This window comes from Roseovarius sp. CH_XMU1461 (assembly GCF_037027165.1).
Classification (GTDB): domain Bacteria; phylum Pseudomonadota; class Alphaproteobacteria; order Rhodobacterales; family Rhodobacteraceae; genus Roseovarius; species Roseovarius nubinhibens.
The window spans coordinates 281,135-304,128 of the sequence record NZ_JAYMDV010000001.1 but is presented as its reverse complement, the minus strand read 5'-3'; the positions used below and the strand labels follow the sequence as shown (position 1 = coordinate 304,128).

Annotated in this window: 23 protein-coding genes; 12 read left to right on the top strand and 11 right to left on the bottom strand. The window is 63.4% G+C overall.

What is annotated here, in order from left to right; all coding sequences use genetic code 11:
• The first annotated feature begins 6 nt into the window (after positions 1-6).
• Together WA237_RS01510 and WA237_RS01505 are read left to right on the top strand one after the other, a co-directional pair.
• Entirely contained in the window at positions 7-870 is an 864-nt protein-coding gene (locus WA237_RS01510; protein WP_336096398.1) for a 50S ribosomal protein L11 methyltransferase, read from the top strand.
• Between the two features lie 112 nt (positions 871-982).
• A complete protein-coding gene (locus WA237_RS01505) occupies positions 983-1,324 on the top strand; it encodes a hypothetical protein (protein ID WP_216015749.1) in 342 nt (113 codons plus the stop codon).
• 138 nt (positions 1,325-1,462) lie between these two features.
• Here the strand turns inward: WA237_RS01505 and WA237_RS01500 are convergent, their stop codons facing one another.
• Positions 1,463-1,645, bottom strand: coding sequence for a DUF1127 domain-containing protein (locus WA237_RS01500; RefSeq protein WP_040617819.1), 183 nt, complete (start codon positions 1,643-1,645; stop codon positions 1,463-1,465).
• A 346-nt stretch (positions 1,646-1,991) separates the two neighbouring features.
• Between WA237_RS01500 and ruvC the strand changes: the two genes are divergently transcribed.
• Genes ruvC through ruvB form a run of 3 tightly spaced genes read left to right on the top strand, consistent with a single transcriptional unit; the run spans position 1,992 to position 4,204 of the window.
• On the top strand, positions 1,992-2,495 hold the full coding sequence (ruvC, locus tag WA237_RS01495) for a crossover junction endodeoxyribonuclease RuvC (protein ID WP_009812714.1): 504 nt from the start codon (positions 1,992-1,994) through the stop codon (positions 2,493-2,495).
• Positions 2,492-3,169 (top strand): Holliday junction branch migration protein RuvA, encoded by a 678-nt coding sequence (gene ruvA, locus WA237_RS01490; RefSeq protein ID WP_336096397.1) that lies wholly within the window; start codon positions 2,492-2,494, stop codon positions 3,167-3,169. The genes ruvC and ruvA overlap by 4 nt, the downstream gene beginning before the upstream one ends.
• 6 nt (positions 3,170-3,175) lie before the next feature.
• The gene (gene ruvB / locus WA237_RS01485) at positions 3,176-4,204 is read left to right on the top strand and encodes a Holliday junction branch migration DNA helicase RuvB (protein WP_009812712.1); all 1,029 of its coding nucleotides are present in this window, start codon (positions 3,176-3,178) and stop codon (positions 4,202-4,204) included.
• A gap of 17 nt (positions 4,205-4,221) precedes the next feature.
• On the opposite strand, the gene WA237_RS01480 is transcribed toward ruvB, so the two are convergent.
• Complete coding sequence (locus tag WA237_RS01480; protein ID WP_336096396.1) at positions 4,222-5,157, bottom strand: cation diffusion facilitator family transporter; 936 nt, start codon at positions 5,155-5,157, stop codon at positions 4,222-4,224.
• Positions 5,154-5,597, bottom strand: coding sequence for an enoyl-CoA hydratase (locus WA237_RS01475; protein WP_336096395.1), 444 nt, complete (start codon positions 5,595-5,597; stop codon positions 5,154-5,156). The genes WA237_RS01480 and WA237_RS01475 overlap by 4 nt, the downstream gene beginning before the upstream one ends.
• A 108-nt stretch (positions 5,598-5,705) precedes the next feature.
• On the opposite strand from WA237_RS01475, the gene WA237_RS01470 reads away from it, so the two are divergent.
• A complete protein-coding gene (locus WA237_RS01470; RefSeq protein WP_336096394.1) occupies positions 5,706-6,344 on the top strand; it encodes a hypothetical protein in 639 nt (212 codons plus the stop codon).
• A 10-nt stretch (positions 6,345-6,354) separates the two neighbouring features.
• On the opposite strand, the gene WA237_RS01465 is transcribed toward WA237_RS01470, so the two are convergent.
• The 5 genes from WA237_RS01465 to WA237_RS01445 form a co-directional block, all read right to left on the bottom strand.
• Positions 6,355-6,639: a hypothetical protein gene (locus WA237_RS01465; protein ID WP_336096393.1), complete on the bottom strand. Its 285-nt coding sequence runs from the start codon at positions 6,637-6,639 to the stop codon at positions 6,355-6,357.
• Positions 6,640-6,957: 318 nt separating this feature from the next.
• Positions 6,958-7,869 (bottom strand): beta-mannosidase, encoded by a 912-nt coding sequence (locus tag WA237_RS01460; protein ID WP_336096392.1) that lies wholly within the window; start codon positions 7,867-7,869, stop codon positions 6,958-6,960.
• Positions 7,870-7,872: 3 nt separating this feature from the next.
• The gene (locus WA237_RS01455) at positions 7,873-9,720 is read right to left on the bottom strand and encodes a glycosyltransferase family 2 protein (protein ID WP_442970232.1); all 1,848 of its coding nucleotides are present in this window, start codon (positions 9,718-9,720) and stop codon (positions 7,873-7,875) included.
• A complete protein-coding gene (gene galE / locus WA237_RS01450; RefSeq protein WP_336096391.1) occupies positions 9,704-10,702 on the bottom strand; it encodes a UDP-glucose 4-epimerase GalE in 999 nt (332 codons plus the stop codon). Before galE ends, WA237_RS01455 begins: the two co-directional genes overlap by 17 nt.
• A complete protein-coding gene (locus tag WA237_RS01445) occupies positions 10,699-11,742 on the bottom strand; it encodes a UDP-glucuronic acid decarboxylase family protein (protein WP_336096390.1) in 1,044 nt (347 codons plus the stop codon). The genes galE and WA237_RS01445 overlap by 4 nt, the downstream gene beginning before the upstream one ends.
• Before the next feature lie 546 nt (positions 11,743-12,288).
• Here WA237_RS01445 and WA237_RS01440 point away from each other — a divergent pair.
• Positions 12,289-13,131 carry a glycosyl hydrolase gene (locus tag WA237_RS01440; RefSeq protein WP_336096389.1) on the top strand — a complete coding sequence of 281 codons (843 nt, stop codon included), beginning with the start codon at positions 12,289-12,291 and terminating at the stop codon, positions 13,129-13,131.
• Positions 13,132-13,155: 24 nt separating this feature from the next.
• Here the strand turns inward: WA237_RS01440 and WA237_RS01435 are convergent, their stop codons facing one another.
• The 3 genes from WA237_RS01435 to WA237_RS01425 all read right to left on the bottom strand — a co-directional run bounded on the left by WA237_RS01435 (position 13,156) and on the right by WA237_RS01425 (position 16,471).
• Positions 13,156-13,980, bottom strand: a complete 825-nt coding sequence (locus WA237_RS01435) for a DUF995 domain-containing protein (protein ID WP_336096388.1) — start codon at positions 13,978-13,980, stop codon at positions 13,156-13,158.
• A 253-nt stretch (positions 13,981-14,233) separates the two neighbouring features.
• Positions 14,234-14,980 (bottom strand): SDR family NAD(P)-dependent oxidoreductase, encoded by a 747-nt coding sequence (locus WA237_RS01430; protein WP_009812701.1) that lies wholly within the window; start codon positions 14,978-14,980, stop codon positions 14,234-14,236.
• Positions 14,981-15,106: 126 nt separating this feature from the next.
• Positions 15,107-16,471 carry an aspartate aminotransferase family protein gene (locus WA237_RS01425; RefSeq protein WP_336096387.1) on the bottom strand — a complete coding sequence of 455 codons (1,365 nt, stop codon included), beginning with the start codon at positions 16,469-16,471 and terminating at the stop codon, positions 15,107-15,109.
• 238 nt (positions 16,472-16,709) lie between these two features.
• Between WA237_RS01425 and WA237_RS01420 the strand changes: the two genes are divergently transcribed.
• From WA237_RS01420 to WA237_RS01400, 5 genes are all read left to right on the top strand, one after another.
• Positions 16,710-17,747, top strand: coding sequence for a histone deacetylase family protein (locus WA237_RS01420; protein ID WP_336096386.1), 1,038 nt, complete (start codon positions 16,710-16,712; stop codon positions 17,745-17,747).
• Between the two features lie 180 nt (positions 17,748-17,927).
• Positions 17,928-19,478: an ABC transporter substrate-binding protein gene (locus WA237_RS01415; protein ID WP_336096385.1), complete on the top strand. Its 1,551-nt coding sequence runs from the start codon at positions 17,928-17,930 to the stop codon at positions 19,476-19,478.
• 66 nt (positions 19,479-19,544) lie between these two features.
• Positions 19,545-20,522, top strand: a complete 978-nt coding sequence (locus WA237_RS01410; protein WP_040617815.1) for an ABC transporter permease — start codon at positions 19,545-19,547, stop codon at positions 20,520-20,522.
• Positions 20,519-21,358 (top strand): ABC transporter permease, encoded by an 840-nt coding sequence (locus tag WA237_RS01405; protein ID WP_009812695.1) that lies wholly within the window; start codon positions 20,519-20,521, stop codon positions 21,356-21,358. Before WA237_RS01410 ends, WA237_RS01405 begins: the two co-directional genes overlap by 4 nt.
• Before the next feature lie 4 nt (positions 21,359-21,362).
• The gene (locus WA237_RS01400; RefSeq protein WP_336096384.1) at positions 21,363-22,988 is read left to right on the top strand and encodes an ABC transporter ATP-binding protein; all 1,626 of its coding nucleotides are present in this window, start codon (positions 21,363-21,365) and stop codon (positions 22,986-22,988) included.
• Positions 22,989-22,994: the final 6 nt, after the last annotated feature.

Here is a 22,994-nt window from a genome sequence, read left to right as displayed (position 1 = left end):
CCCGTCATGTCCACCTATACCGCCCTCACGACCCTCACTGGAAAAGAGCCCGCCGAGGCATTGGCAGAGGCGATGGAGATGCTCGACCCCGAGCCCACCGGCGTTGGCGTGTTCGAGGTCGAAGATGGCTCGGGCACTTGGGAAGTGGGCGGATATTTCATCGAAAAGCCCGATATCGCCGGGCTCGAACTGCTGGCGGCGGCCTATGGGGCGAAGCCCTTTGCCGTCTCCGAAGTGCCGGATCAGGATTGGGTCGCCAAGGTGCGCCGCGAGCTGACCCCGGTCGAGGCGGGGCGGTTCTTTGTCTATGGCAGCCATGATGCCGACAAGGTGCCAGACGGGGCCGAGCCGCTCTTGATCGAGGCCGCCATGGCCTTTGGCACCGGGCATCACGGCACGACGCAGGGCTGTCTTCAGGCGCTGGATCATCTGGCCAATCAGGGCTTTGTCGGCACATCCGTGGCCGATATCGGCTGTGGCACGGCGGTACTGGCGATGGCGGCGGCGCGGATCTGGCCCGGTGTGATGCTGGCCAGCGACATCGACGCGGTGGCGGTCGAGGTGGCCGAGGCCAATGTCGCGGCCAATGGCCTCGAGGGGCGGGTCAACTGCCTCGAGGCGATGGGGTTCGACCATGAAACCCTGCAAGCGACCCAGTTCGATCTGATCTTCGCCAATATCCTCAAAGGCCCGCTGATCGACCTCGCGCCGGAAATGACAGAGCGGCGTCTGCCCGGCGGCTATGCGATTCTCTCGGGGATTCTCAACGAGCAGGCGGATGAGGTCGTGGCGGTTTATGAAGGTCTTGGAAACAGTTTGGTCCAGCGGACCGAGATTGGTGAATGGACGACGCTAATCCTCCAAAAGTAAGCCTAAATCTCCGATAAATAAGAGCTATTTCAGGGCGCTTGCCCCGAAATTGCCACATTTCCAACCTAGTTTTGTCTCTGAACCGGTGGGGGCCGGATTTCAGGATGCTGCTATGTCCGATGCAACGAACAGCTTTTCCAACCGGCTCAAGGCGGTGGAACGCAAACACGCCAAACTCGCACGGGGATATTCCTGCAAGGTTGGCCGCGATGGTCTCATCGTCTTCAAACCCAAACGCCGCAAAATCGGCTTTCCCTGGCGCAGCCTGGCGCTGATCGTGGTCGGCTTTCTCGCCTTCAAAGGGCTGGTGATCGCGCAGATCGGCGAGGCGAGCTATGAACAGCGGATCAGCGAAATGTCCCAGGGCCCGCTGCAAGAGCAGATCGGCGCCTTTGTGATGCAGCCCGATCCCCTGGCCGAAGTGGTCGCCCGCAACGTGGCCCCGTATTTCTAAAAGTTCACCCTCCAGCATCTCTCTCAAGATGTGACAGTGCGTTGGCCCATCTCTCAGGGCATTAAAAAAGACCCTGCGCCAGTGCGGCGTAGGGTCTTTGTTCATGTGGCACAGGCGCATCCACGCCTGAACCCAGTCTTAGCGGGTGTAGGCGACTTTGTGGATGTCGCCACGCTCGAGACCGATGTCTTCAAGCTCACGGTCGCTGAGGCGGGACAGGGCAACGCGGGTGGCGCGTGCGGCATTCCAAGCGCTCAGGCGTTCCATCAGGCGGGCCAGCGGACGGTGAGCGACGGGGCGGGTCATTTCAATTGCAGCCATGGGGCCATTCCTTCTATCGGAGCGTATTATGTTGTCTGTTGCTAAGGCGCCATTTAGGGGGTGGCGCGGAATGTAACAACTGTGCAAATTGCATAGTCCTTATGCAGTGCGTGCATGGATCGTTTGTACGCCCATGGCCTTGTATAAAAGGGCTCTGGCGCGCCGCCTGCCAAAGGCCCCGCGTGGCCCCCGAGAAGCCTGCCTAAAAAATGTGCATCCTTTCGGTCACAGAAGGACCCGAGCCGGGGCAAGGCTTGGGTCATCGCTGCGATGGTGCTTGGCGTTTGTTCTTGTTTCGTGCTATGCGAGAGAAAACACAAAACACCAAGAGAGCAGGGTGGCAGGCATGCGCGTACTCGGGATCGACCCTGGGCTGAGGAACCTCGGATGGGGCGTCATTGATGTCTCTGGCAGCCGGCTCAGCCATGTGGCCAACGGTGTTTGTCATTCGACCGGCGACGATCTCGCCCAGCGCCTCCTGTCCCTGCACATCCAGCTCACCGAGATTGTCGCGCGCTTCGCGCCCGACACGGCCGCTATTGAGCAGACCTTCGTGAACAAGGACGGGGTGGCGACGCTCAAGCTCGGTCAGGCGCGGGGGATCGCCCTCTTGGTTCCCGCGCAGGCGGGGATTTCTGTCGGCGAATACGCCCCCAACCGGGTCAAGAAAACCGTGGTCGGCGTCGGCCATGCCGACAAGGGTCAGATCGCCCATATGGTCAAGATGCAACTGCCCGGCGCCAACCCGGCAAGCCCGGACGCCGCCGACGCGCTCGCCATTGCCATTTGCCACGCGCATTATACACGGGGCGGACAGGAATTGCGCGAAGCAGGAAGGGTACAGGCATGATCGGACGGTTGGCAGGTCGGGTGGATTACCGCGCCGAGGATCACGTTTTGCTCGATGTGCGGGGGGTGGGCTATCTCGTCTATTGCTCCGACCGGACATTGCAGGCGCTGCCGCCGGTGGGCGAACATACGGCGCTCTATACCGATCTTCTGGTGCGCGAGGACCTGTTGCAGCTCTTCGGCTTTACCAGCCTCGTTGAAAAGGAATGGCACCGCCTGCTGATGGGGGTGCAGGGCATCGGGGCCAAGGCCTCGCTCGCCATTCTCGGCACTCTCGGGGTCGAAGGGGTGAGCCGCGCCATCAATCTCGGCGATTGGAACGCGCTCAAGGCGGCCAAGGGCGTCGGCCCCAAGACCGCTCAGCGCGTGGTGAATGAGCTCAAGGACAAAGCACCACAGGTGATGGCGATGGGGGCCGGGGCCGCCACCGCCCCAATGTCCGCTCCTGACGATCAGGACGAGGTGATCGAGACCCCGCGCGCCGCCGCCGCCGCGCCGACGCCCGCCCGGGCCTCGCAATCGGCCCAGGCCGAGGCGCTTTCGGCGCTGAGCAATCTCGGCTATGCGCCGGGCGAGGCGGCAAGCGCCGTGGCCCAGGCCGCGGATACCGCGCCGGAGGCGGAGACGCCCGCGCTCATCCGCGCCGCGCTCAAGCTCTTGGCACCACAGGGATAACCGGAGATGAGCGAACCCGATCCCACATTGCGCCCCGAACCGATGGCCGAGGATTTCGACCGCGCGCTGCGTCCGCAGGCGCTCGAGGATTTCATCGGTCAGGCCGAGGCCCGCTCGAACCTGCGCATCTTTATCCAATCCGCCCGCCAGCGTGGCGAGGCGATGGATCACACGCTGTTTCACGGGCCGCCGGGGCTTGGCAAGACGACGCTGGCACAGATCATGGCGCGCGAGCTGGGGGTCGGCTTTCGGATGACTTCGGGGCCGGTCCTCGCCAAGGCGGGCGATCTGGCGGCGATCCTCACCAATCTCGAGGCGCGCGATGTGCTCTTTATCGACGAAATTCACCGGCTCAACCCGGCGGTGGAAGAGGTGCTCTACCCGGCGCTCGAGGATTTCGAGCTCGATCTCGTGATCGGCGAGGGACCGGCGGCGCGCACCGTGCGGATCGAGCTGCAGCCCTTCACGCTGGTCGGCGCGACGACGCGGCTCGGCCTGCTGACCACGCCGCTGCGCGACCGGTTCGGCATCCCGACGCGCCTCCAATTCTACACGGTGGAGGAGCTGAACGAGATCGTCTGGCGCAACGCGGACAAGCTCAAAGTGCCCGCCGAACGCGACGGCGCGATGGAGATTGCCCGCCGCTCGCGCGGCACGCCCCGGATCGCCGGGCGGCTGTTGCGCCGGGTGGTGGATTTCGCCGTGGTCGAGGGCGATGGCAAGATCACCAAGGCGCTGGCCGACAATGCGCTGACCCGGCTCGGGGTCGATCATCTCGGGCTGGATGGGGCCGACCGGCGCTATCTGCGGCTCATCGCCGAGGCTTACCAAGGCGGCCCGGTGGGGATCGAAACGCTGAGCGCCGCGCTGAGCGAAAGCCGCGACGCTTTGGAAGAGGTGATCGAGCCTTTCCTGCTGCAGCAGGGGCTCATTCAGCGCACGCCGCGCGGCCGGATGCTGGCCCAAGGCGGCTGGACCCATCTCGGGCTGGCCCCGCCGGTGGCGCGGGGCAGCACGGATCTCTTCGGCAAGTAACCGGCGGGCTTTTGGCGCTATTCGTCGTCGCGGCGCGCGTCCTTGCGGATGTCCGGCGGGGCGGGGCCGGTGACATTCACGATGCGCCAGCCATCCTTGCCCAAGGCCTTGGTTTGAAACGCGTCTGACGGGGCAGTGTCCTGATCGTCGGCGATCTCCACATGCAGGAAGCGCCCCGTTTCGCGGACCCGCACGGGCCGGTCTACGGGCACGGCCGCGCGGATTTTCGCGACGGCCTCGGACACCTCGGGCGAGTTCAATTCGCGCGGTGCGCCATCGAGAAGCTCTGCCACCGAAATCCGCAAGGCGCGCAGGCCATCGCGCAGGATATCGGCCCCGATCACCCCTGCCGCCAGCGCATCCGCCCACCATATGCCAAAGCCGATCCCGATCACCCCGACGATCCCGGCCAGCCCGGTTTTCCAATCGGCCGCGTTCATCTCGGCATCGGTAAAGAGCACCTTGTCCATCAGCTCCGGCGCCAGCGCGCGTTTCTTGCGGCCAAGGATCACCGGCGGCACCACCGAATAGGCCAGCGCCGCCATCATCAGCCAGCCGAGCCAAATCTCATGCCCAAAGAGGGAGACGCTGCCGATGGTCGGATGTTCTTGGGCGATGAGCACATGCAGCGCGTCATAGATGAGATAACCGCCCATCAGGGTGAGCGCCCCGGCCGCCAGCAAAAAGCACAGCGACCCGAGCCGGTCGAGACCAAAGGGATAGGCGGGCGAGGCGGGTTTGCCTTCGAAATGCACCGCCAGAAGAAAGAGGATTGGCGGCAGGAGCGACAGCATATCCTCGATCCAGGCGGCCTGCATGGCCTGGCTCGACCCCATCACGAAGGCCATCACCGCCACGATGCTGACGAGCCAGCCCAACGTCCACCATTCGAGCCGCCGCGCCCGGTCGAGGCTCTGCCGGATATGCGGGGGCAGCGGCGGCCGATCACTCATTGCCCGGCCTCCCTCAGGCTACGGTTGAGCCGCAGAAGCAACCGGTTCTCGCCCTTGCGCAGCAACAGCACACGCTTCTCCGACCGTCCGGGCAGTATAACGCGCGGCGGATAGGGATTGCTCAGCGCCGCGTGGCTTGCCATCGGCGTGTCCTCGGGAATGTCGCCTGCCAGCAGATGGATATTGCCCTCTTCCAACCCGGCGAGCAGCGCATGGGCTGGGCCACTGACATAGTCGGTGCGCACGCCGAGGCTCTCGGCGAAGCGTGCGATTGCCTTGGCATCGGCTTCGGGCAGCGGCTCGGCCAGCACCCCGACCTTGAGAACGCCGTGACGCTCGATGGTCGCGAGCGTGTGTTTCGGATCATCGGGGAAATAGCAGCCCGCCAGCATCGCCAGCGCAGCGATGAGCCAGAGCCATGGTCTCAGATGTCGCGTCACGTGGGGTCTCCGCCGGGGCTGTCTCTTCGCGCCTAGTCAACGCGAGGTCCCGCTCCCGGTTCCGCCCAAGGGGTTGCGCGGCGCGGGCTGACTTTGTAGCAGGGCGCCATGACACATGACGACATCGCCCGGCTTTTCACCCGCTCCGACGGCAGCTACCTCTTCGCGCGTTGGGGGCGACCCATCGCGCCCATCGTCTTTGGCGTCGAGGATGCCACGCTCGAGGTGGTCAAGGGCGCGCTCGAGGCGGTGGTGACGCTGGCCGGTCACCAGATGGCCGAGACCGATCCCGAGCTTGGCAGCAATCTCATGTTCTTCTTCTTCCGCGATTGGGATGAGCTGCTCGAGGTGCCCGATCTCGACCGGCTGGTGCCCGATCTCACGCCGCTGGTCGCGCGGCTCAAGGGGGCGGGGGCCAATCAATACCGGATGTTCCGTTTCGACAAGGATGGCGCCATTCGGGCGAGCTTTGTTTTTCTGCGGATGGATGAGGCGCTGTCGAACATGCCGGCCGAAACCCTGGCGCTGAGCCAGGTGGTGCAGATCATGCTGCTCTGGTCCGACACGGCGTTTCAATCGCTGTCGCCGCTGGCCATCGCGCCCGATACGGATCGGGTGATCCTGCGCCCCGAGATCGCCGGTCTGATCGCCGCAGGCTATGCGCCGGTCATGCCCGCCATGTCCCAAGACCCGAGCCACGCGCTGCGCCTCTTCGCGCGGCTGCAAGCCGGTGCGCGTCCCGAGTGATCAGTCGCGCTTAGTTGCTGTAGCAGCGCGATTTGCGGCCAAACCCGGCGGGCGAGCAGATATAGCTGCCATTGCCGACCTGCGAGGCGCGAATGGTTGTCCGCTTGGCGGCGCGGGGACCTGCGAGCAGGTTGATCCGGGCCGGTGTCCGCTCTGCCGATTTGGTCGAAATGGTTGCGGCGCGCGTCTTTTCGGAATGCGCCTGTGCCGCGTTCGGTGCGCTGTGAAGGATGATGAGGGCCGTGAATAGGGTGCAAGAGCCGCGAAGCGCGGTTCCGAGGTTTGCGCGAAACATATCCGTTCCTTTGCCTGTTTGCCTGACGTTTGGCCAACTCGTTGTGCTGGCGGGCCTGAACGTGTCTACATGGGTTAGTTTAATGAACTCTTGATCGATGACCTAATCCGGTTTGCACCAAGCCTCCCCCGCGTGTCTTGGAGGCAACAGGATGGCACCGCACCATTGGCCGCACCGGCCGCGCTCTCGTCCCCAAGATCGAGAGGGGTGCAACCGATCCGGGCCTCATGGCTGATCTGAGATGTTATGGAAAGCCGGGGCCGCGATCCCCTCGGGGACCGGCCGAAATCCGCCCGTGGGGCGGGGCGAGGGGGCGAATTATTGCCCCATCGCGGTTTCGAGGATGACATTCTTGTTGACCTGCCAATTCGGCAGACCAAAGCCATCGGGCCATGGATAGACCTCTTGCTGGTTGAAATAGATCACCGCCTGCAGTTCGGTCAGATCCGCCAGATCCTGCCGCAGGTCGTTGTGCCATGTCTCGACATAGGTCTGTTTGCCGGAATAGCCGACCTCGGCCACCACGATGGGCAGGCCGAATTGCAGCGCCCGTTCATAGCGCGGCACGAGAATGTCGCGAAAGCTCTGCGCGGTGCCAAGAACCTGTTCTTCCCAGGGCTGCAGGCCAAAGACCGACAGGCCCACCACATCGGCATAATCCTTGCCGGGAAAGTAATCCTCGAACCCTTCCAGGCCGAGAGGCGACCACATGAAATCGATCTCGGGCGCCTCGGTGCGACAGACATCGACCATCCGGCGATAGGCGGCGATAAAGGTTTCCGGCTCCCAATCGGCCCAGATGAACTGACCCGAGCCATCCTCCATTTCCTGCGCCCAACGCACGGTCACCGGGCTCTGGAACTGGTTGAGCATGCCGCAGATCGACGACATGTTCGCGTCATAGCTGCCATCGGAAATCCCCGCCTGCAGCACGGCGGGCGTGTTGCGATCCGACCGTGTCCAGGTCCAGGGCTCGATGGTCACGAGCACCGACCGGTTGCGGTCCCGCGCATATTGATCGGCCTCGAGAAGCGAGGGCAGATAGACATCCTCCCAAGGCAGAAACAGATGTTCAATCTGCACATTGGGATCATCCGCGAAATCGCCATGGGGGTCATAAACCCCAAAGGGCAGATCGCCCGGAGGTGCTGCAAAACTTGTCAGAGGCGGCAGGGTCATCGAGCCTGCCATGATGGTACATCTGACGATATGGTGCATGAAACGGGTCATGGTTTACTCCTTTCTGCCAGAAACAAGGTCTGACACCCAGTTAAGATTCCATTCGAACCGCACGGTGCCGGGGTCTCCCATCCCGGCGCCGGCGACGACATAATGGTGATCGACAATGCCGACCGGCGCGACGCCGTAAGCCAGCGCAAAGAGCCCGTCTTCGCCGCGCAAACCCACCGCCGCCACGATCAGCGCGGCGAGCAGCGGTGGAAAGGCGAGATGCCCCAAGAGATCGCGCGGCCGCAGCCGATGATCGCGCAGATGGCGAAACACGATGGTGGCAACGATCAGGCTGTAGAAAATGCCGTTGATCAGGGTCAGCATGTAAAAGCCCCGGGCTTGCGTCACCTCCGCGCAGAGCAGCACGGGGATGAGACAGCCCAGCGCCAGCGCGGCATAGGGCAGGGTGACCCGCAGCGGCAATTGCGCTTCGACCGCCTCGCCCTTGGGGGTGATGCGGAAATCGACAAACCCGCCGCCGATCCGGTCGCGCACTGCCATGACGCAGCCCCAGAGAACCCAAGGCCATTGCAGCGCCATGAAGAGCGCCTTTTCCCAGGCAATGACCTTGCCATCGCGGGGCCGAAAGAACCCATCGGCCCGGATCGCAAAGGCGATGATCACGAGGATCAGCAGCGGCAGCGCCATATGCCCGAGAAAGGCGGGATAGGTCACATCGGCATAGCGGATGTCAAAGATCACCGCCGCGATGGGCAGCAGGTAAAACGCCGTCATGAACAGCGCGAACAGCGGGTAGAGCAGCTGACAGAACAGGAACTGCGCCCGCAGCCGCCACGGCATCTGACCAAGGTAGCGGGGCGTGTGGTGCAAAAGCAGCGACAAGAGGCTGCGCGACCATTGGAATTCCTGCGTGCAGAGATCGGCGGCGGTGGCCGGGCCGTCGCCTTCGGCAATCGCATCCAGGGCATGCACCCCGCGCCAGCCGCCCGCGTTCATCAGCATGGTGGTGGAATGATCCTCGGCCAGTTCTGGCCCGAGCCCGCCAATCTCGCGCAGTGCCTTGGTGCGCACCGCGTAATGCGACCCGATGCACATCGGCGCGAGGGCCCCGCTATAGCCCGCCTGAAACATCCCGTGAAATGCGGCCTCGGTGAAAAGCCGCGTGCGCGCGGCCCAGCTCTGGCCCGCGTTCTGGCGACAGATCGACGGCGCGCTGACATAGCCCACGGCCGGATCGCGAAACCCGCGCAGGATCTCGGTGAGATAGCCGGGCTGCGGCACGTGATCGGCATCGAGCTGCGAGACGACATCATACAGCTCATAGCCGTAATGATCGTAGAAATAGGCGAGGTTGCCCTCCTTGCAGCGCGTCCGCCGCGGCCATTCCGCCCGGTGATAGGCGGCACAGCCCTTGCGCGTCGAAATCCGCACGCCATGGGCCGCGCACCAGGCAATGGTCGCAGGCTGCGGGTCTTCATCGGCGAGCCACGTGTCATGCGGATAGTCCTGCGCGAGCATCGCCTCAAGCGTGCGGCGGACCATCGAAAACGGCTCGGACGGGGCTTTGGTCACCACCATGGCGACCCGCGTTATGGCAGGATCGGGGGGCGGGCCATCGGGAACCCGCGCCTTGCGAATGACCGTCACGAAAAACCCCTGCAGGAAAAAGAGCCAGCCCAAACAGGCAGTCACGATCCAATAGCTCGCGCCGGGCAGGATATGCTCCGGCTGAAACCACCAGTTCCAGAACCATATCGCGGCCACCAGCCAGCCAAGCGCCATGACATCGTATTTCAGCCGTTTCGCCCCGGTGAGCAGCGGCCGGGTAAAGCGCGGATCGCGCTGCCGTTGCCGGGGGGCGGCTGTCATGGTGTCAGGCGACGCGCGCATGCTGCACCTCCAGCCCGAACTGCGGCGCGGCATGGCGCAGGATCGTGTCGATATCCGACAGCCTCGGGCAAAAGCCCAGCACCTCCCGCGCGGCGCGTGGATCGGCCACGAGGATGGGCGGGTCTCCGGCCCGTCTCGGCGCGGGGGTCCAGGGCATCGGACGCCCGGTCAGGCGCTCGATCGCATCGGCAATCTCGAGGATCGAGAGCCCTTCGCCCGTCCCGAGGTTGAGCGCCAGCGCGCCCGCGCCATTGCTGAGATGTTCGAGCGCACAGACATGCGCCCGCGCCAGATCGCTGACATGGATGTAATCGCGGATGCAGGTGCCGTCGGGCGTGTCGTAATCGGTGCCGAACACCTCGAGCGGTGGTCGCAGCCCCGCCGCCGCCATAAGCGCCAGCGGGATCAGATGGGTCTCGGGGTCGTGCCGCTCGCTCAGCTGGCCCATCGGGTCGGCCCCGGCGGCGTTGAAATAGCGCAGCAGGGCGAATTGCCCGCCGACTGCGTTGAAATGATCGCGGATGATCTCTTCGCACATGAGCTTGGTGCGCCCATAGGGATTGACCGGATGCTGAGATGTGGACTCGGCGATCGGCATCCGGTCGGGGATGCCATAGGTCGCACAGCTCGAGGAAAAGATCATCCGCGTGACATCGCATCGTTCCATCGCGCGAAGCAATGAGACGGTGGTTGCGACGTTATTCGTGTAATAGCGCAAGGGCTCGCGCATCGACTCGCCGACATAGGCGCTGGCGGCGAAATGGATCACGGTCCGCGCGCCGCTCTGGGCAATCACTTCGCTGAGCCTGTCGGTCTCGGCCAGATCGAGCTGTTCGAGAGGCCCCCATCGCACCGCATCCGCATGGCCGGTGCGCAGATCATCCACCGCAATCGGCAGATAGCCTCGCTGCGCCAAGGCCTTACAGGTGTGGCTGCCGATATATCCGGCGCCCCCCGTGACTATGACGGGCGGCCGGGTCATTGCGCGGCAATCGGGCTGGGCGCGCTGTTGCGCGACAGCTCGGCCATGAAATAGGGGATCGTGGACCGGAGGCCTTCGCGCAGGGTGAACTGCGGACGCCAGTTGAGCATCTGATGCGCCAGCCTGATGTCGGGCCGCCGCTGCCGTGGGTCGTCGACGGGCAGGTCCTTGTAGACGATCCGCGCGTCCTTGTGGGTCTCCTCGATCACGATCTCGGCCAATTCCCGGATGGTGAATTCCTCCGGATTACCGAGGTTCACTGGCTGGCCCGGCGGTTTCGGCAGATGGATCAGCGCGCACAGCCCCTGAATGAGGTCATCGACAAAGCAGAAGGACCGGGTTTGCGAGCCATCGCCATAGATGGTGATGTCATCGCCGCGCAGCACCTGGGTCACGAAATTCGACACCACGCGCCCGTCGCCCGGGTCCATCCGCGGCCCATAGGTGTTGAAGATGCGGGCGATCCGCGCATCCACGCCATATTGCTGGCGAAAATCATAGAACAGCGTCTCCGCCGCCCGCTTGCCCTCGTCGTAACAAGAGCGCGGGCCGAGCGTGTTCACATTGCCATGATAGCTCTCGCTCTGCGGCGAGATTTCGGGGTCGCCATAGATCTCGCTGGTCGAGGCCTGAAGGATGCGCGCCCCATGTTTATGCGCGAGGCGCAGCATGTTTTCCGCGCCCTGGATATTGGTCTTGAACGTATGGATCGGATCGCGCTGATATTTCGGCGGCGATGCCGGGCAGGCCATGTTGAAAATCAGGTCGATACAGCCCGAGGGCTGAAATGGCTCGATCACATCCTGTTCGACAAATTCGAAATTCGGATGGTCGAGAAGATGGCCGATATTCGCCAGGCGCCCGGTCGACAGATCGTCGAGACAGATCACCCGGTAATCGCGCGCGATATAGACATCGCAGAGCTGCGAGCCGAGAAAACCGGCGCCGCCTGTGATGAGCACGCTGCGCCGCATCTGGCCAATATCATATTTCGTATAGCTGGCCGTCTGGCCATGGTGTGACTTATCAAAACCGAGCATCGCTTCCCCCTCGCGAAGTTCTAGCTAAAGCGCCTGCTCGAAGATGTTACCTAGCCGCTATCTAAACCCTGCGGTGACTGGCCGCCCACGCCAATTATTATGAATTGAACCCCAAGCACTCGTTCGTTCTAGAAAGTTATAACAATGACTTAATTAGGCGGCGGCCCGGTGACGCCGTCAAATCAATTTGTTGAAAATGGGGCAAAATTGGCCGGAAATACAACTATAGGTCGAGTCGCGCAGCGGCGTCTCAACCCGAAATAGGTTTCCTGTGCGCCACCCAACATAGATTTACGACCCGTTGCCTAGGGGAGTGGCAACATCTTGCGCGATTCTCGGCAAGGGGCGCCTATATCTTGCGGCGTATAGGAGTATCTATATATCATCAAAGGAGCTAGGCCAAGGGGTCAGGCAGGTTACGAGCAGGTAAACCGAAGAAAGTACACACAAACCCATGCCCGCGACAGCACATGCCGCGGGCTTTGGGGCAAGATACACCTGCCGCAGCCCTGCATCCCTTTGGCGTGACAGAGCCGAGGGACCGAGATGCGCCAGATCACCACTGCCTTCCTGATATACGCCTGCCTAACCGGTGCGGCGCTGGCCCAGAAGGCGGGCGTCGGGGCTTGGGAAAACTCCCGCCACACGATGCTCGACTGGATCGAACAGAGCCCGGGCCTCGGCTGGTACTACAATTGGCGCGCGGATCAGCTCTATGCCCCCGGTCGCCGCTCGCGGCAGGTCGAATTCGTGCCGATGATCCATAGTGCCAAGGATGTCGGCAAACCGATCCGCGCCTCCGGCCCGGTGCGCGCGCTTCTTGGCTTCAACGAACCGGACGGGCGCAGTGGCAAACATCAGGCGGGGCTCTCGGTTGAGCGGGCGGTGGCGCTCTGGCCGCGCCTGATGGCCAAGGGCGTGCGTCTCGGCAGCCCGGCCACGACCCAGGACGGCACGCTTGGCCCTGGATCATGGCAGCGCCGCTTCATGGATCAGGTCGAGGCGCGCGGGCTGCGCGTCGATTTCATGGCGGTCCATTACTATTCCCGCGATGGCGATGTGGGGAAATTCCGGCGCTGGCTGCAGGCGGTGCATCGCGAATACCGGCGGCCGATCTGGGTGACCGAGTTTGCACTCATCGATTGGTCACGCCCCGGCTCGGTCAGCTATGGTCAAAGCGCCGATTTCGCACAGGCGGCGATTGAAATGATGGAAGCTCTGCCCTTTGTCGAACGCCACGCCTGGTTTGCGGCCAACCCCTATCCTTGGAAGGGCACGGTGCCACAGATCAATCTGGTCTCAGACGATCTATCGCCGACGCCCACGGGCAAACGGTTCGATAGGGTGGTCGGGCGGCTTGGCGGTCGCCAGGTGGCGTCCCGCCAATAATCACTGCCCGGCTGACCCGGCGCGTTACTGCGACAGCCGGGTCTTGATCGCCGCGAATTGGCGCGCATTGGGATTGCCGTGGCGCAGCTTCGCCTTCGGGTCAAACCTGTACCATGCGGTCATATCCTCGGCATCGGTCTGATGGATATTGCCCTCGGCATCGCGCGCATGAAGCCAGCAACGCGTCGAGCTGCGCGGCGCATATTGTGGGCTGTGCCAGGTCGAATTGATGCACAGATGCCCCTTAGCATTGGTGAACCAGCGCCCCTCGCCATAGGACTCGCGCCCCATCGCGGCGGTGAGCCCGCCACCGGGCGCGAAATAGGCATAGCCTTCGTCCCAGAGCCAGGTCCGATCCGTATAGAGCCGCGCCAGATCATCGGCGGCAAGCCGCGTCGCCACGATCCGTTCGCGCTGACCGCTGGCCGTCATGTAGAGATGCTTGCGCGGATTGCCGTCGATCAGCATCTCGGCACTGTCGAACCGGGTCCAGTTGGACCGTTGGCCAGTGCCGCCGACCGGGGCCTGCCAGAGCTGCCCATCGCTGTCGCGCACATGCTGCCAGCAGCGTTTCGACGGTGATGACGTGCTGCCGCTCGTCCACTCCCCGGCAAAGCACAGCTTGCCGTTCGAGGTCGCGTACCAGCGCCCCGTAGCGCTGTCCTGCGGTCCGGTGGTGGCCTGAAACTGACCGGCCGGGCCAAAATAGGCGTGGCCCTTGCTCCAAGGCCATGTCTTGTCGCTGTAGAGCGAGATGACCTCTTGCCCGTCGAGCGTGCTATATGGCGATGGAATGGTCTCTGCGTTTGCGGCACTGCCCGTGCCGAGCAGCGTAAGAACAGCCGCCATGTGAATGAATTTCTTCATAGCGATACTACCTAAAAAATTTCCCCTATCCCTCAGTCTATCGAAAAATCCCGAAAAAATCCAGTGGGTTGGCGGGCGCAGCACAGGTGCGACCCGCTCTGCGCCCCGACGTCTGGGGGCGATTTGCGCATCTTCACAACCGCTTATTTGGCGTTGATGATCTCACGGCATAGGGGCGTTTGCCCCCTCTGCTAGGAGGGCAGAGTGCGGCAATTCGCCAGAGAATCAGGGGCGCTCAGAGGTGCTGACCGCCGTTGATCGGGATTTCCGCGCCGTTCACATAGGAGGACTTGGCGCTGCACAGGAATGTCACGACCTCGGCCACTTCCTTGGGGTCGCCGAGCCGCTTCATCGGCACATGCCGCTCGACCAGCTCATCGGTCCCCGGCGACAGGATCGAGGTGGCAATCTCGCCCGGCGACACCGCATTCACCCGCACCCCGCTTTCGGCCAGCTCATAAGCCAGCTCGCGGGTCAGCGCCGACAGCCCGGCCTTGGAAATGGCATAGGCCGCACCGGCATAGGGGTGGATCTGCGTACCGGCAATAGAGGTCACGTTGACGATGGCCCCGCGCGCCCGGCGCAGCGACGGCAGGAGCTGCTGGCTCAGCACCATCGGCGCCAGAAGGTTCACCATCTGCACCTGCTGAAAGGTCGCCAGCGATGTCTCCATCGCCGAGAGCCTGCCGCCCGCGTCATCCTTGGGCGAAATCCCCGCATTGTTGACCAGCGCGTTGAGCCCCCGGTCCCCCAGCCGCGATTTGAGATCCTCACAGCTGGCTAGGATCGAGCTCGGATCGGACAGATCGACCTCGATATGTTTGACGATGCCCTCGGCCCAGGGGCAGACCTTGGAAAACGGCGTCCGGGCGAGGGTAAATACCTCCCAGCCCGCCTGATGGAAATCCTTCACCATGGCATGTCCGATGCCCCGGCTCGCGCCGGTCACCGCGACGATGGGTCTGTCCGCTTGCGCCGTCATGTCCAGATGTCCTGTTGGGCCCCGTTGCAAATGACCTATGCCCTGCGCGCCTGCCGGGCAAGGGGGGATGGCCCGGAGGAAGTGACCGGGGAAGGGGGCGCCGCCGTGGCGCGCGCCCCCGTCGCGTCACATCGCTGCTTGCATCTCGTCGAGCGTCTCGGCCAGCGTGTCGACCATGAAATCGAGATCCGCCTGCGCCGAGACGAGCGGCGGGCAAAACGCCATCGCATCCATCATGTTGCGCGAAATCACTCCCTTGGCCTCAAGCTGCCGATTGGCCTGAACCCCGAGTGCACCGGGGGTCTCGCCGCCGGTTTTGGCTGCCTTGTCGAGGACCAGCTCGACCGCCGCGATCATGCCGACGCCCCGTACTTCACCGACCAGCGGATGATCGGAGAGCCCGCGCAGTCTCGACTGCATATGCGCGCCCAACTCCTGCGCCCGCGCCACGAGGTCGCGCTCTTCAATGATGGCGAGGGTTTCGAGCGCAATCGCCGCGCCGACAGGATGGCCGCCACCGGTAAACCCATGGCCCAACACGCCGATCTTGTTCGTCTCATCCGCGATGGGTTCGAACACACGCTCATTCATCATGAAGGCCGAGAGCGGGAAATAGGTCGAGGTGATCTGCTTCGACATGACGAGGATATCGGGCTCGATCCCGAAGGTCTGGCTGCCAAACATCTGCCCGGTGCGGCCAAAGCCACAGATCACCTCATCGGCGATCAACAGGATGTCATACTTGCGCAGCACCGCCTGGATCTTTTCCCAATAGGTCGCGGGCGGCACGATCACCCCGCCAGCCCCCATCACCGGCTCGCCGATAAAGGCGGCGATCGTCTCGGGCCCCTCGGCGAGGATCATCTGTTCGAGCTCCTCGGCACGGCGGCTGGCAAAGGCCTCTTCCGTCTCGCCGTCCTGCGCGTCGCGATAGTGATGCGGGCTGCCGGTGTGCAGCACATTGGCAATCGGCAGGTCGAAGGACCGGTGGTTGTTGGGCAGACCGGTGAGGCTCGCCGAGGCGATGGTCACCCCGTGATAGCCACGCTGACGGCTGATGATCTTCTTCTTCTCCGGCTTGCCCATCGCGTTCGAGCGATACCAGATGAGCTTCATCACCGTGTCATTCGCCTCCGATCCGGAATTGGTGTAGAACACCTTGCTCATCGGCACCGGCGCGATGCTGATCAGCTTTTCCGCCAGATCAATCGCCGGCCCGTGCGATTTGGAATTGAAATTGTGGTAATAGGGCAGCTTGGCCATCTGGTTGCTCGCCGCCTTGACCAGCCGCTCTTCGCCAAAGCCGAGCCCCGCGCTCCACAGGCCCGACATGGCCTCGAAATACTTCTTGCCCGTGCTGTCGAACACATAGGCCCCCTCGCCACGGTCGATGACCACCGGGCCATTCGCCTGATGGGTGCGGGCATTGGTATAGCTGTGCATGTGATAGGCGACGTCGCGCGCCTCGATAGAGTTTGGGTTGACGGACATGTTTTGGCCTCCCTGAGCCTTGCGACGCGTCATCCCCGACGCTGTAAAACAAGGGCTTTCTTGAAATGACAATTGATCGCGCCGAGTCGATGACCGGCGGTGACAATCCGACCTTAGCCAATAAGATATAACACACAACAAATTTATTGCATTGGGTTAACGGATCGTGCAGCCTGTTCGGGAATTGCCGCGCGCTGCCGCGGCAGGGGATGAATGTTTCAACAAGAAAGCCAAGGATTTGCGGGCAATTTACCATCCGGATCAGGCCGGGCATGACCCATCGTTTTTCCTCGTCAAAGGCCGGGTCGAGCGCAGCAGGGATTCGCCGGACCGGACAGAGCATCTGCTCGCCGGGCTGGCCCAGCTCGGGCTTCCGGTCGAGATGCCACAGGATTTCGGCATGGGGCCGATTGCGGCGGTCCATTCGCCGGAATATCTGCAGTATTTCACCTCGGCCTATGACCGCTGGCAGGCGCTTCCCGGCGATCCCGGTCCCGAAGTGGTGCCCAATATTCACCCCAACCACTATGCCGCAACCTATCCGACAAGCGTCGTCGGCCAGACCGGCTGGCATATGAGCGACACCAACTGTCCCATCGGGCCGCGCAGCTTTGCGGCGGCTTACAGGTCCGCGCAATCGGCGCTGACCGCGGCCGAGATCGTGATGCAGGGCGCGCCTCAGGCTTATGCGCTCTGTCGGCCGCCGGGGCATCATGCCTATGGCGACATGGCGGGCGGCTCGTGCTTTCTGAACAATTCCGCCATCGCGGCGCAGGCCTTGCGGACCCGTCACGCGCGGGTGGCGATCCTCGATATCGACATCCACCATGGCAACGGGACCCAGGGGATTTTCTACGACCGCGCTGATGTGCTCACCGTGTCGATCCACCGCGACCCGGCCGAGTTCTACCCGTTCCATTGGGGCCACGCCTGCGAACGCGGTGCGGGTGTGGGGGAGGGCTATAATCTCAACCTGCCGCTGCCGCCCGCGACCGGCGATGATCTCTATATGCGCAGCCTTGATGCGGCCTTGGATCGGATCGCGCTCTATGCGCCCACGGCGCTCGTCGTGGCCACCGGGCTCGACGCGTCAGAGGCCGATCCCTATGCCGGCGCGTCGGTCACAACGGGCGGATTTTTCCGCATCGGCGCGGCGATTGCCGGGCTCGGTCTTCCTACGGTCTATTGCCAGGAGGGCGGTTATGTCTCTGAAATACTGAGTGAAAACCTCGCATCTTTCCTTGGGGGTGCCTGTTCTGCAGGCGTGTCGGCGTGACGCGGATGCCCGTTCACGGACCCGCCCAAGGAATCGTGTTGCATGTTGCATCAAGGGGGCTACGCTGTGCGCAGGGGCGCCATCCCGGCTTTGCCAGCCTTGGCAAAGAGGGTCCAACTGGCCGCTCGCCACAAAGTTAAAAACCGGGAAACACCGGGGAACCAACAGGAGAAAACACCCATGAAGAAAGCACTTCTTTCCGGCCTGATCGGCGCCGCCATGGTGGCGACAGCCGCAATGGCCGAGCCCAAATCGGGCGGCCGGATCAATGTCGTCGTCCAGCCGGAACCGCCGGGGCTGATGCTCGGGCTGATCCAGAACGGCCCGACCCAGAACGTCGCGGGCAACATCTATGAAAGCCTGCTGCGCTACGACAAGGATCTCAATCCGCAGCCGTCGCTCGCCAAGGAATGGACCGTCTCGGACGACGGGCTCACCTATACGTTCAAGCTGCACAGCGGCGTGAAATGGCATGATGGCGAAGACTTCTCGGCCGATGACGTGGTGTTCTCCGCCGATGTCTTTCTGCGCGAAACCCATGCGCGGTTCCGCGTCGGTCTCGAACATGTCGAGAGCATCACCGCCCCCGATGCCGAAACCGTGGTGTTTCAGCTGAAAAACCCCTTCGGCCCCTTCCTCGGCATGTTCGAGGCGGGCACCATGCCGATCGTGCCCAAGCACATCTACGAAGGCACCAGCTTCAAGGACAACCCGGCCAATGCCACGCCCATCGGCACCGGCCCGTTCAAGTTTCAGGAATGGAAGAAGGGCAGCTATATCCATCTCGTGAAGAACGAGGATTACTACATCGACGGTCTGCCCTATCTCGACGAGATTTACTGGCAGGTGATCCCCGATGCGGCGGCCCGCGCCGTGGCCTTTGAGACCGGCCAGATCGACGTGCTGCCCGGCGGCTCGGTCGAGAATTTCGACGTGCCGCGCCTTGCCGGTATGGACAATGTCTGCACCACCACCGAGGGCTGGGAATTCTTCGCGCCGCATTCCTTCATGTGGGTGAACAACCGCGAAGGCTGGACCGCCAAGCCGAAATTCCGTCAGGCGCTCATGCATGCGATGAACCGCGAGTTCATGAAGGACGTGATCTGGAACGGCTATGCCGAAGTGGCCCATGGCCCGGTGTCGTCCAAGACCCGTTTCTACGACACGGACGTCGCAAAATACGAGTTCGATCCCGAAAAGGCCAAGGCCCTTCTGGACGACGTCGGCTATGACGGCACCCCGGTGCGCATCCTGCCCTTGCCCTATGGCGAGACCTGGAACCGCTGGGCCGAAGCGGTCAAGCAGAACCTCGACGCGGTTGGTGTAAAAACCGAGATCGTCGCCACCGATGTGGCGGGCTGGAACCAGAAGCTCTCGGATTGGGATTTCGATCTCGGCTTCACCTATCTCTACCAATATGGCGATCCGGCGCTCGGCGTGGGGCGGAGCTATATCTCCTCCAACATCGCCAAGGGCAGCCCCTGGAACAACGTTTCGGGCTATGAGAATGCCGAGGTGGATCAGCTCTTTGCCGATGCGGCCCTCAAGGCCAGCGCGGCCGAGCGCCAAGAGCTCTACACCAAGGCCCAAGCCCAGATCGTCGAAGACGTGGCCGCGGCCTGGCTGCTCGAACTGTCCTTCCCGACGATCTACCGCTGCGACGTCAAGGATCTCGTGACCACCGCCATCGGCGTGAACGACGGGTTCAAGGACGCCTGGCTCGACCGCTGAGCCCTTCGGTAATTGACCCACGGCCCGGGCGACATCCGTCCGGGCCACCCCAACACAGGCGGACCCATGCAAACGCTGCGATATATTCTCATGAGGCTTGCGAAGGCGGCGGTCATCCTCTTCGCCATCGTCATCCTCAACTTCTGTCTCATTCACGCGGCCCCGGGCGATCCGGCGGCGGTCATGGCGGGCGAGGCGGGGGCCTCTGACGAACTTTTCCTGCAGCAATTGCGCGAAAAATTCGGCCTCGATCAGCCCTTCCATATCCAGCTTTGGAAATACATCTCCGGGCTGCTGCAGCTCGACATGGGCTATTCCTACCGGCAGGACGCGCCGGTCTGGGATCTCATCATGGACCGGCTTCCCGCGACGCTCCTGCTCACCGGCGCGGCCTTCGTGCTGTCGATCGTGCTGGGCGTGGTCGCAGGCGTCATGGCGGCGGTTCGCGTCGGCAAATGGGCCGATACCGCGATCACCGTGGCGGCGCTCCTGCTCTATGCCACGCCGCTCTTCTGGGTGGCGCTCATGGCAATCCTTCTCTTCTCGGTACAGCTCGGCTGGTTCCCGTCCTACGGGATGGAAAGCATCGGCAGCGAGCTGACAGGCTTTCGCTACTGGCTCGACGTGGCGCATCATCTGGTGCTGCCCGCGACCACGCTGGGGCTCTTCTTCACCGCCATCTATGCCCGCATGACCCGCGCCTCCTTTCTCGAAACCGCGGCCGAGGATTTCGTCAAGACCGCCCGCGCCAAGGGCCTGTCGGAAGGGCGCATCGCCCGCCGCCATATCCTGCGCAACGCGATCCTGCCGGTGGTGACCCTCGCCGGGCTTCAGGCCGGACAGATCGTCGGCGGCGCGGTGCTGACCGAAACGGTCTTTGCCTGGCCCGGCATCGGGCGGCTGATGTTCGATGCGCTGTTGCAGCGCGACTATAATGTGCTGCTCGGGGTCTTTTTGATCTCTTCGGCGATGGTCCTCCTCTTCAACCTGATCACCGACCTCATCTACCTGCTGGTCGATCCCCGTATCGAGCTGAACACATGAACGCGTTTATGAAAAACTTCCTCCGCAACAAGGGCGCGGTGGCCGGTCTCATCCTGCTGTCGATCGTGGTGATCGTCGCGGTCATCGCCCCGTTCATCTATCCGCAATCGCCCTGGACCATGGTGCAGCGCCCGTTTCAGCCGCCAATGGCGCTCGACGGGTTCTATTTTGGCACCGATGTTCTCGGCCGCGACATTGGCGCCGGGCTGGCGCATGGCGCGCGGGTGTCGCTGATCGTCGGGCTGGTCTCGACGCTGGTGGCGCTGTTGATCGGCTTGCCGATCGGGGCGCTCGCGGGCTATTTCGGCGGCATCTGGGACGACATCCTGATGCGTTTCACCGAGTTCTTTCAAACCATCCCGAGCTTTGCGCTGGCCATCGTCATCGTCGCCATCCTGCAACCCTCGCTGAGCGGCATCGTCCTCGCCATCTCCATCGTGAGCTGGCCACCGGTGGCGCGTCTGGTGCGCGGCGAATTCCTGTCGCTGCGATCTCGGGAATATGTGCAGGCGGCGATCCTGTCGGGCCTGTCGCCGATGAATATCATCTTCCGTCAGATCCTGCCCAACGCCATCTCGCCGATCATCGTGCTGGCCTCGCTCATGGTGGCGAGCGCCATCCTGCTCGAGAGCGCGCTGTCTTTCCTCGGGCTGGGCGATCCCAATGTGATGAGCTGGGGCTATATGATCGGCGCCGGACGCACCGTGCTGCGGCAGGCGTGGTGGATCTGCGTCTTTCCGGGGCTTGCCATCCTCTTCACCGTGCTGGCGCTGAACCTGATCGGCGAAGGGCTCAATGATGCGCTCAACCCGCGTCTGGCGCGGAAAGGACGGTGAGACCATGGTGATTTCTGTCAAAGACCTGAGCGTCGCCCTGCCCGAAGGGGCCGACCGGCCCCATGCCATGACCGGCATCACGTTCGACGTGGCGGCGGGCGAGGTGCTCTGCATCGTCGGCGAAAGTGGCTCGGGCAAATCCGTCACCGCCAACACGATCATGAACCTGCTGCCGCCGGGGCTCACCCCGGTGTCCGGCACGATCGAAATGGGCGGGCGCGACCTGCTCAAGCTCTCGGATGCGGAAAAGCGCCAGATGCGCGGCTCCGAGGTCGCGATGATCTTTCAGGAACCGATGACCGCGCTCAACCCCTTGATGCGGATCAAGGATCAGATCGCCGAGGTCTTCGAGGCCCATGGCGCCTTCAGCAAGGAAGAGCGTGAGGCCAAGGCGCTCAAGCTCGTCGAAGAGGTGGGTCTTCCCGACCCGCCCAAGATCCTGCGCGCCTATCCGTTTCAGCTCTCTGGCGGCCAGCGGCAGCGGGTGATGATCGCCATGGCGTTGGCGCTCGAGCCCAAGCTGTTGATCGCCGATGAACCGACCACCGCGCTCGATGTCACGACCCAGGCGCAGATCCTCAAACTGGTGCGCAACCTGCAGGACAGACACGGAATGGCGGTGCTCTTCATCACCCATGACATCGGCGTCGTGGCCGAGATTGCCGACCGGGTGATCGTCATGCGGCAGGGCGAGATCGTCGAACAGGGGGCCACCGCCGATGTCATCGGCGCGCCGCAGACCGATTACACCCGCCGCCTGATCAACGCCGTGCCCTCGCTCATCCCGCCCGCGCCCCGCGACCTGAGCGCCGACAAGGTGACGGTCTCGGTCACCGGGCTGGAGAAAACCTTTGTCACCAGCGGCGGCTTCTTCACCCCGAAACGCGAGGTCCGCGCCATCGACAAGGTGAGCTTTGATCTCAAACGGGGCGAAACCCTTGGCATCGTTGGTGAAAGCGGCTCGGGCAAATCGACCACCGGCCGCTGCATCGCCCGGCTGATGGAGCCTAACGCAGGCGAGATCCGCCTTGGCGATCTCGACTGGGGCGCGCTCGCCTCGCGCGAGCTGCGGGCGCAGCGCAACCGCGTCCAGATGGTGTTTCAGGACCCTTACGCCTCGCTCAACCCGCGCAGCAAGATCGCCACGATCCTCACCGAAGGCGCGGTGGCACAGGGTCAGGACAAGCAAGAGGCGCTCGCCTATGCGCGCGAATTGCTCGAAACCGTGGGGCTCGATGCCTCGAGCCTCGACCGCTACCCGCATGAGTTTTCCGGCGGCCAGCGGCAGCGGATCGGCATCGCCCGCGCCCTGATGATGCGCCCGGAAATCCTCATCGCGGATGAGGCTGTCTCGGCGCTCGACGTGTCGGTTCAGGCGCAGGTGCTCGACCTCTTTCAGAAGCTGCGCGAGATGTTCAACCTGTCGATCATCTTCATCACCCATGACCTCTGCGTCGCGGCGCAGGTCTGCGACCGTATCCTCGTCATGCATCAGGGCGGCGTGGTCGAGGCGGGCAGCACCGCCGAAGTCTTTGCCGCGCCGCGCCATGACTATACTCGCTCGCTTCTGGCGGCGGTGCCCGGCTGGAAGGACGACAGCCCGCTGCGCCGCACCCGCGCCACCGGCTGAGCGCCA

Bases quoted from the DNA above. Each gene is read 5' to 3' on its own strand.
- ruvA (WP_336096397.1), top strand. From the start codon at position 2,492: ATGATCGGACGGTTGGCAGGTCGGGTGGATTACCGCGCCGAGGATCAC.
- WA237_RS01435 (WP_336096388.1), bottom strand. From the start codon at position 13,980: ATGGCGGCTGTTCTTACGCTGCTCGGCACGGGCAGTGCCGCAAACGCA.
- WA237_RS01455 (WP_442970232.1), bottom strand. From the start codon at position 9,720: ATGCGCGCGTCGCCTGACACCATGACAGCCGCCCCCCGGCAACGGCAG.
- galE (WP_336096391.1), bottom strand. From the start codon at position 10,702: ATGACCCGGCCGCCCGTCATAGTCACGGGGGGCGCCGGATATATCGGC.
- WA237_RS01465 (WP_336096393.1), bottom strand. From the start codon at position 6,639: ATGTTTCGCGCAAACCTCGGAACCGCGCTTCGCGGCTCTTGCACCCTA.
- WA237_RS01505 (WP_216015749.1), top strand. From the start codon at position 983: ATGTCCGATGCAACGAACAGCTTTTCCAACCGGCTCAAGGCGGTGGAA.
- WA237_RS01440 (WP_336096389.1), top strand. From the start codon at position 12,289: ATGCGCCAGATCACCACTGCCTTCCTGATATACGCCTGCCTAACCGGT.
- ruvB (WP_009812712.1), top strand. From the start codon at position 3,176: ATGAGCGAACCCGATCCCACATTGCGCCCCGAACCGATGGCCGAGGAT.
- WA237_RS01410 (WP_040617815.1), top strand. From the start codon at position 19,545: ATGCAAACGCTGCGATATATTCTCATGAGGCTTGCGAAGGCGGCGGTC.
- WA237_RS01500 (WP_040617819.1), bottom strand. From the start codon at position 1,645: ATGGCTGCAATTGAAATGACCCGCCCCGTCGCTCACCGTCCGCTGGCC.
- WA237_RS01405 (WP_009812695.1), top strand. From the start codon at position 20,519: ATGAACGCGTTTATGAAAAACTTCCTCCGCAACAAGGGCGCGGTGGCC.
- WA237_RS01425 (WP_336096387.1), bottom strand. From the start codon at position 16,471: ATGTCCGTCAACCCAAACTCTATCGAGGCGCGCGACGTCGCCTATCAC.
- WA237_RS01480 (WP_336096396.1), bottom strand. From the start codon at position 5,157: ATGAGTGATCGGCCGCCGCTGCCCCCGCATATCCGGCAGAGCCTCGAC.
- WA237_RS01445 (WP_336096390.1), bottom strand. From the start codon at position 11,742: ATGCTCGGTTTTGATAAGTCACACCATGGCCAGACGGCCAGCTATACG.
- WA237_RS01510 (WP_336096398.1), top strand. From the start codon at position 7: ATGTCCACCTATACCGCCCTCACGACCCTCACTGGAAAAGAGCCCGCC.
- WA237_RS01415 (WP_336096385.1), top strand. From the start codon at position 17,928: ATGAAGAAAGCACTTCTTTCCGGCCTGATCGGCGCCGCCATGGTGGCG.
- WA237_RS01400 (WP_336096384.1), top strand. From the start codon at position 21,363: ATGGTGATTTCTGTCAAAGACCTGAGCGTCGCCCTGCCCGAAGGGGCC.
- WA237_RS01430 (WP_009812701.1), bottom strand. From the start codon at position 14,980: ATGACGGCGCAAGCGGACAGACCCATCGTCGCGGTGACCGGCGCGAGC.
- WA237_RS01470 (WP_336096394.1), top strand. From the start codon at position 5,706: ATGACACATGACGACATCGCCCGGCTTTTCACCCGCTCCGACGGCAGC.
- WA237_RS01460 (WP_336096392.1), bottom strand. From the start codon at position 7,869: ATGACCCGTTTCATGCACCATATCGTCAGATGTACCATCATGGCAGGC.
- ruvC (WP_009812714.1), top strand. From the start codon at position 1,992: ATGCGCGTACTCGGGATCGACCCTGGGCTGAGGAACCTCGGATGGGGC.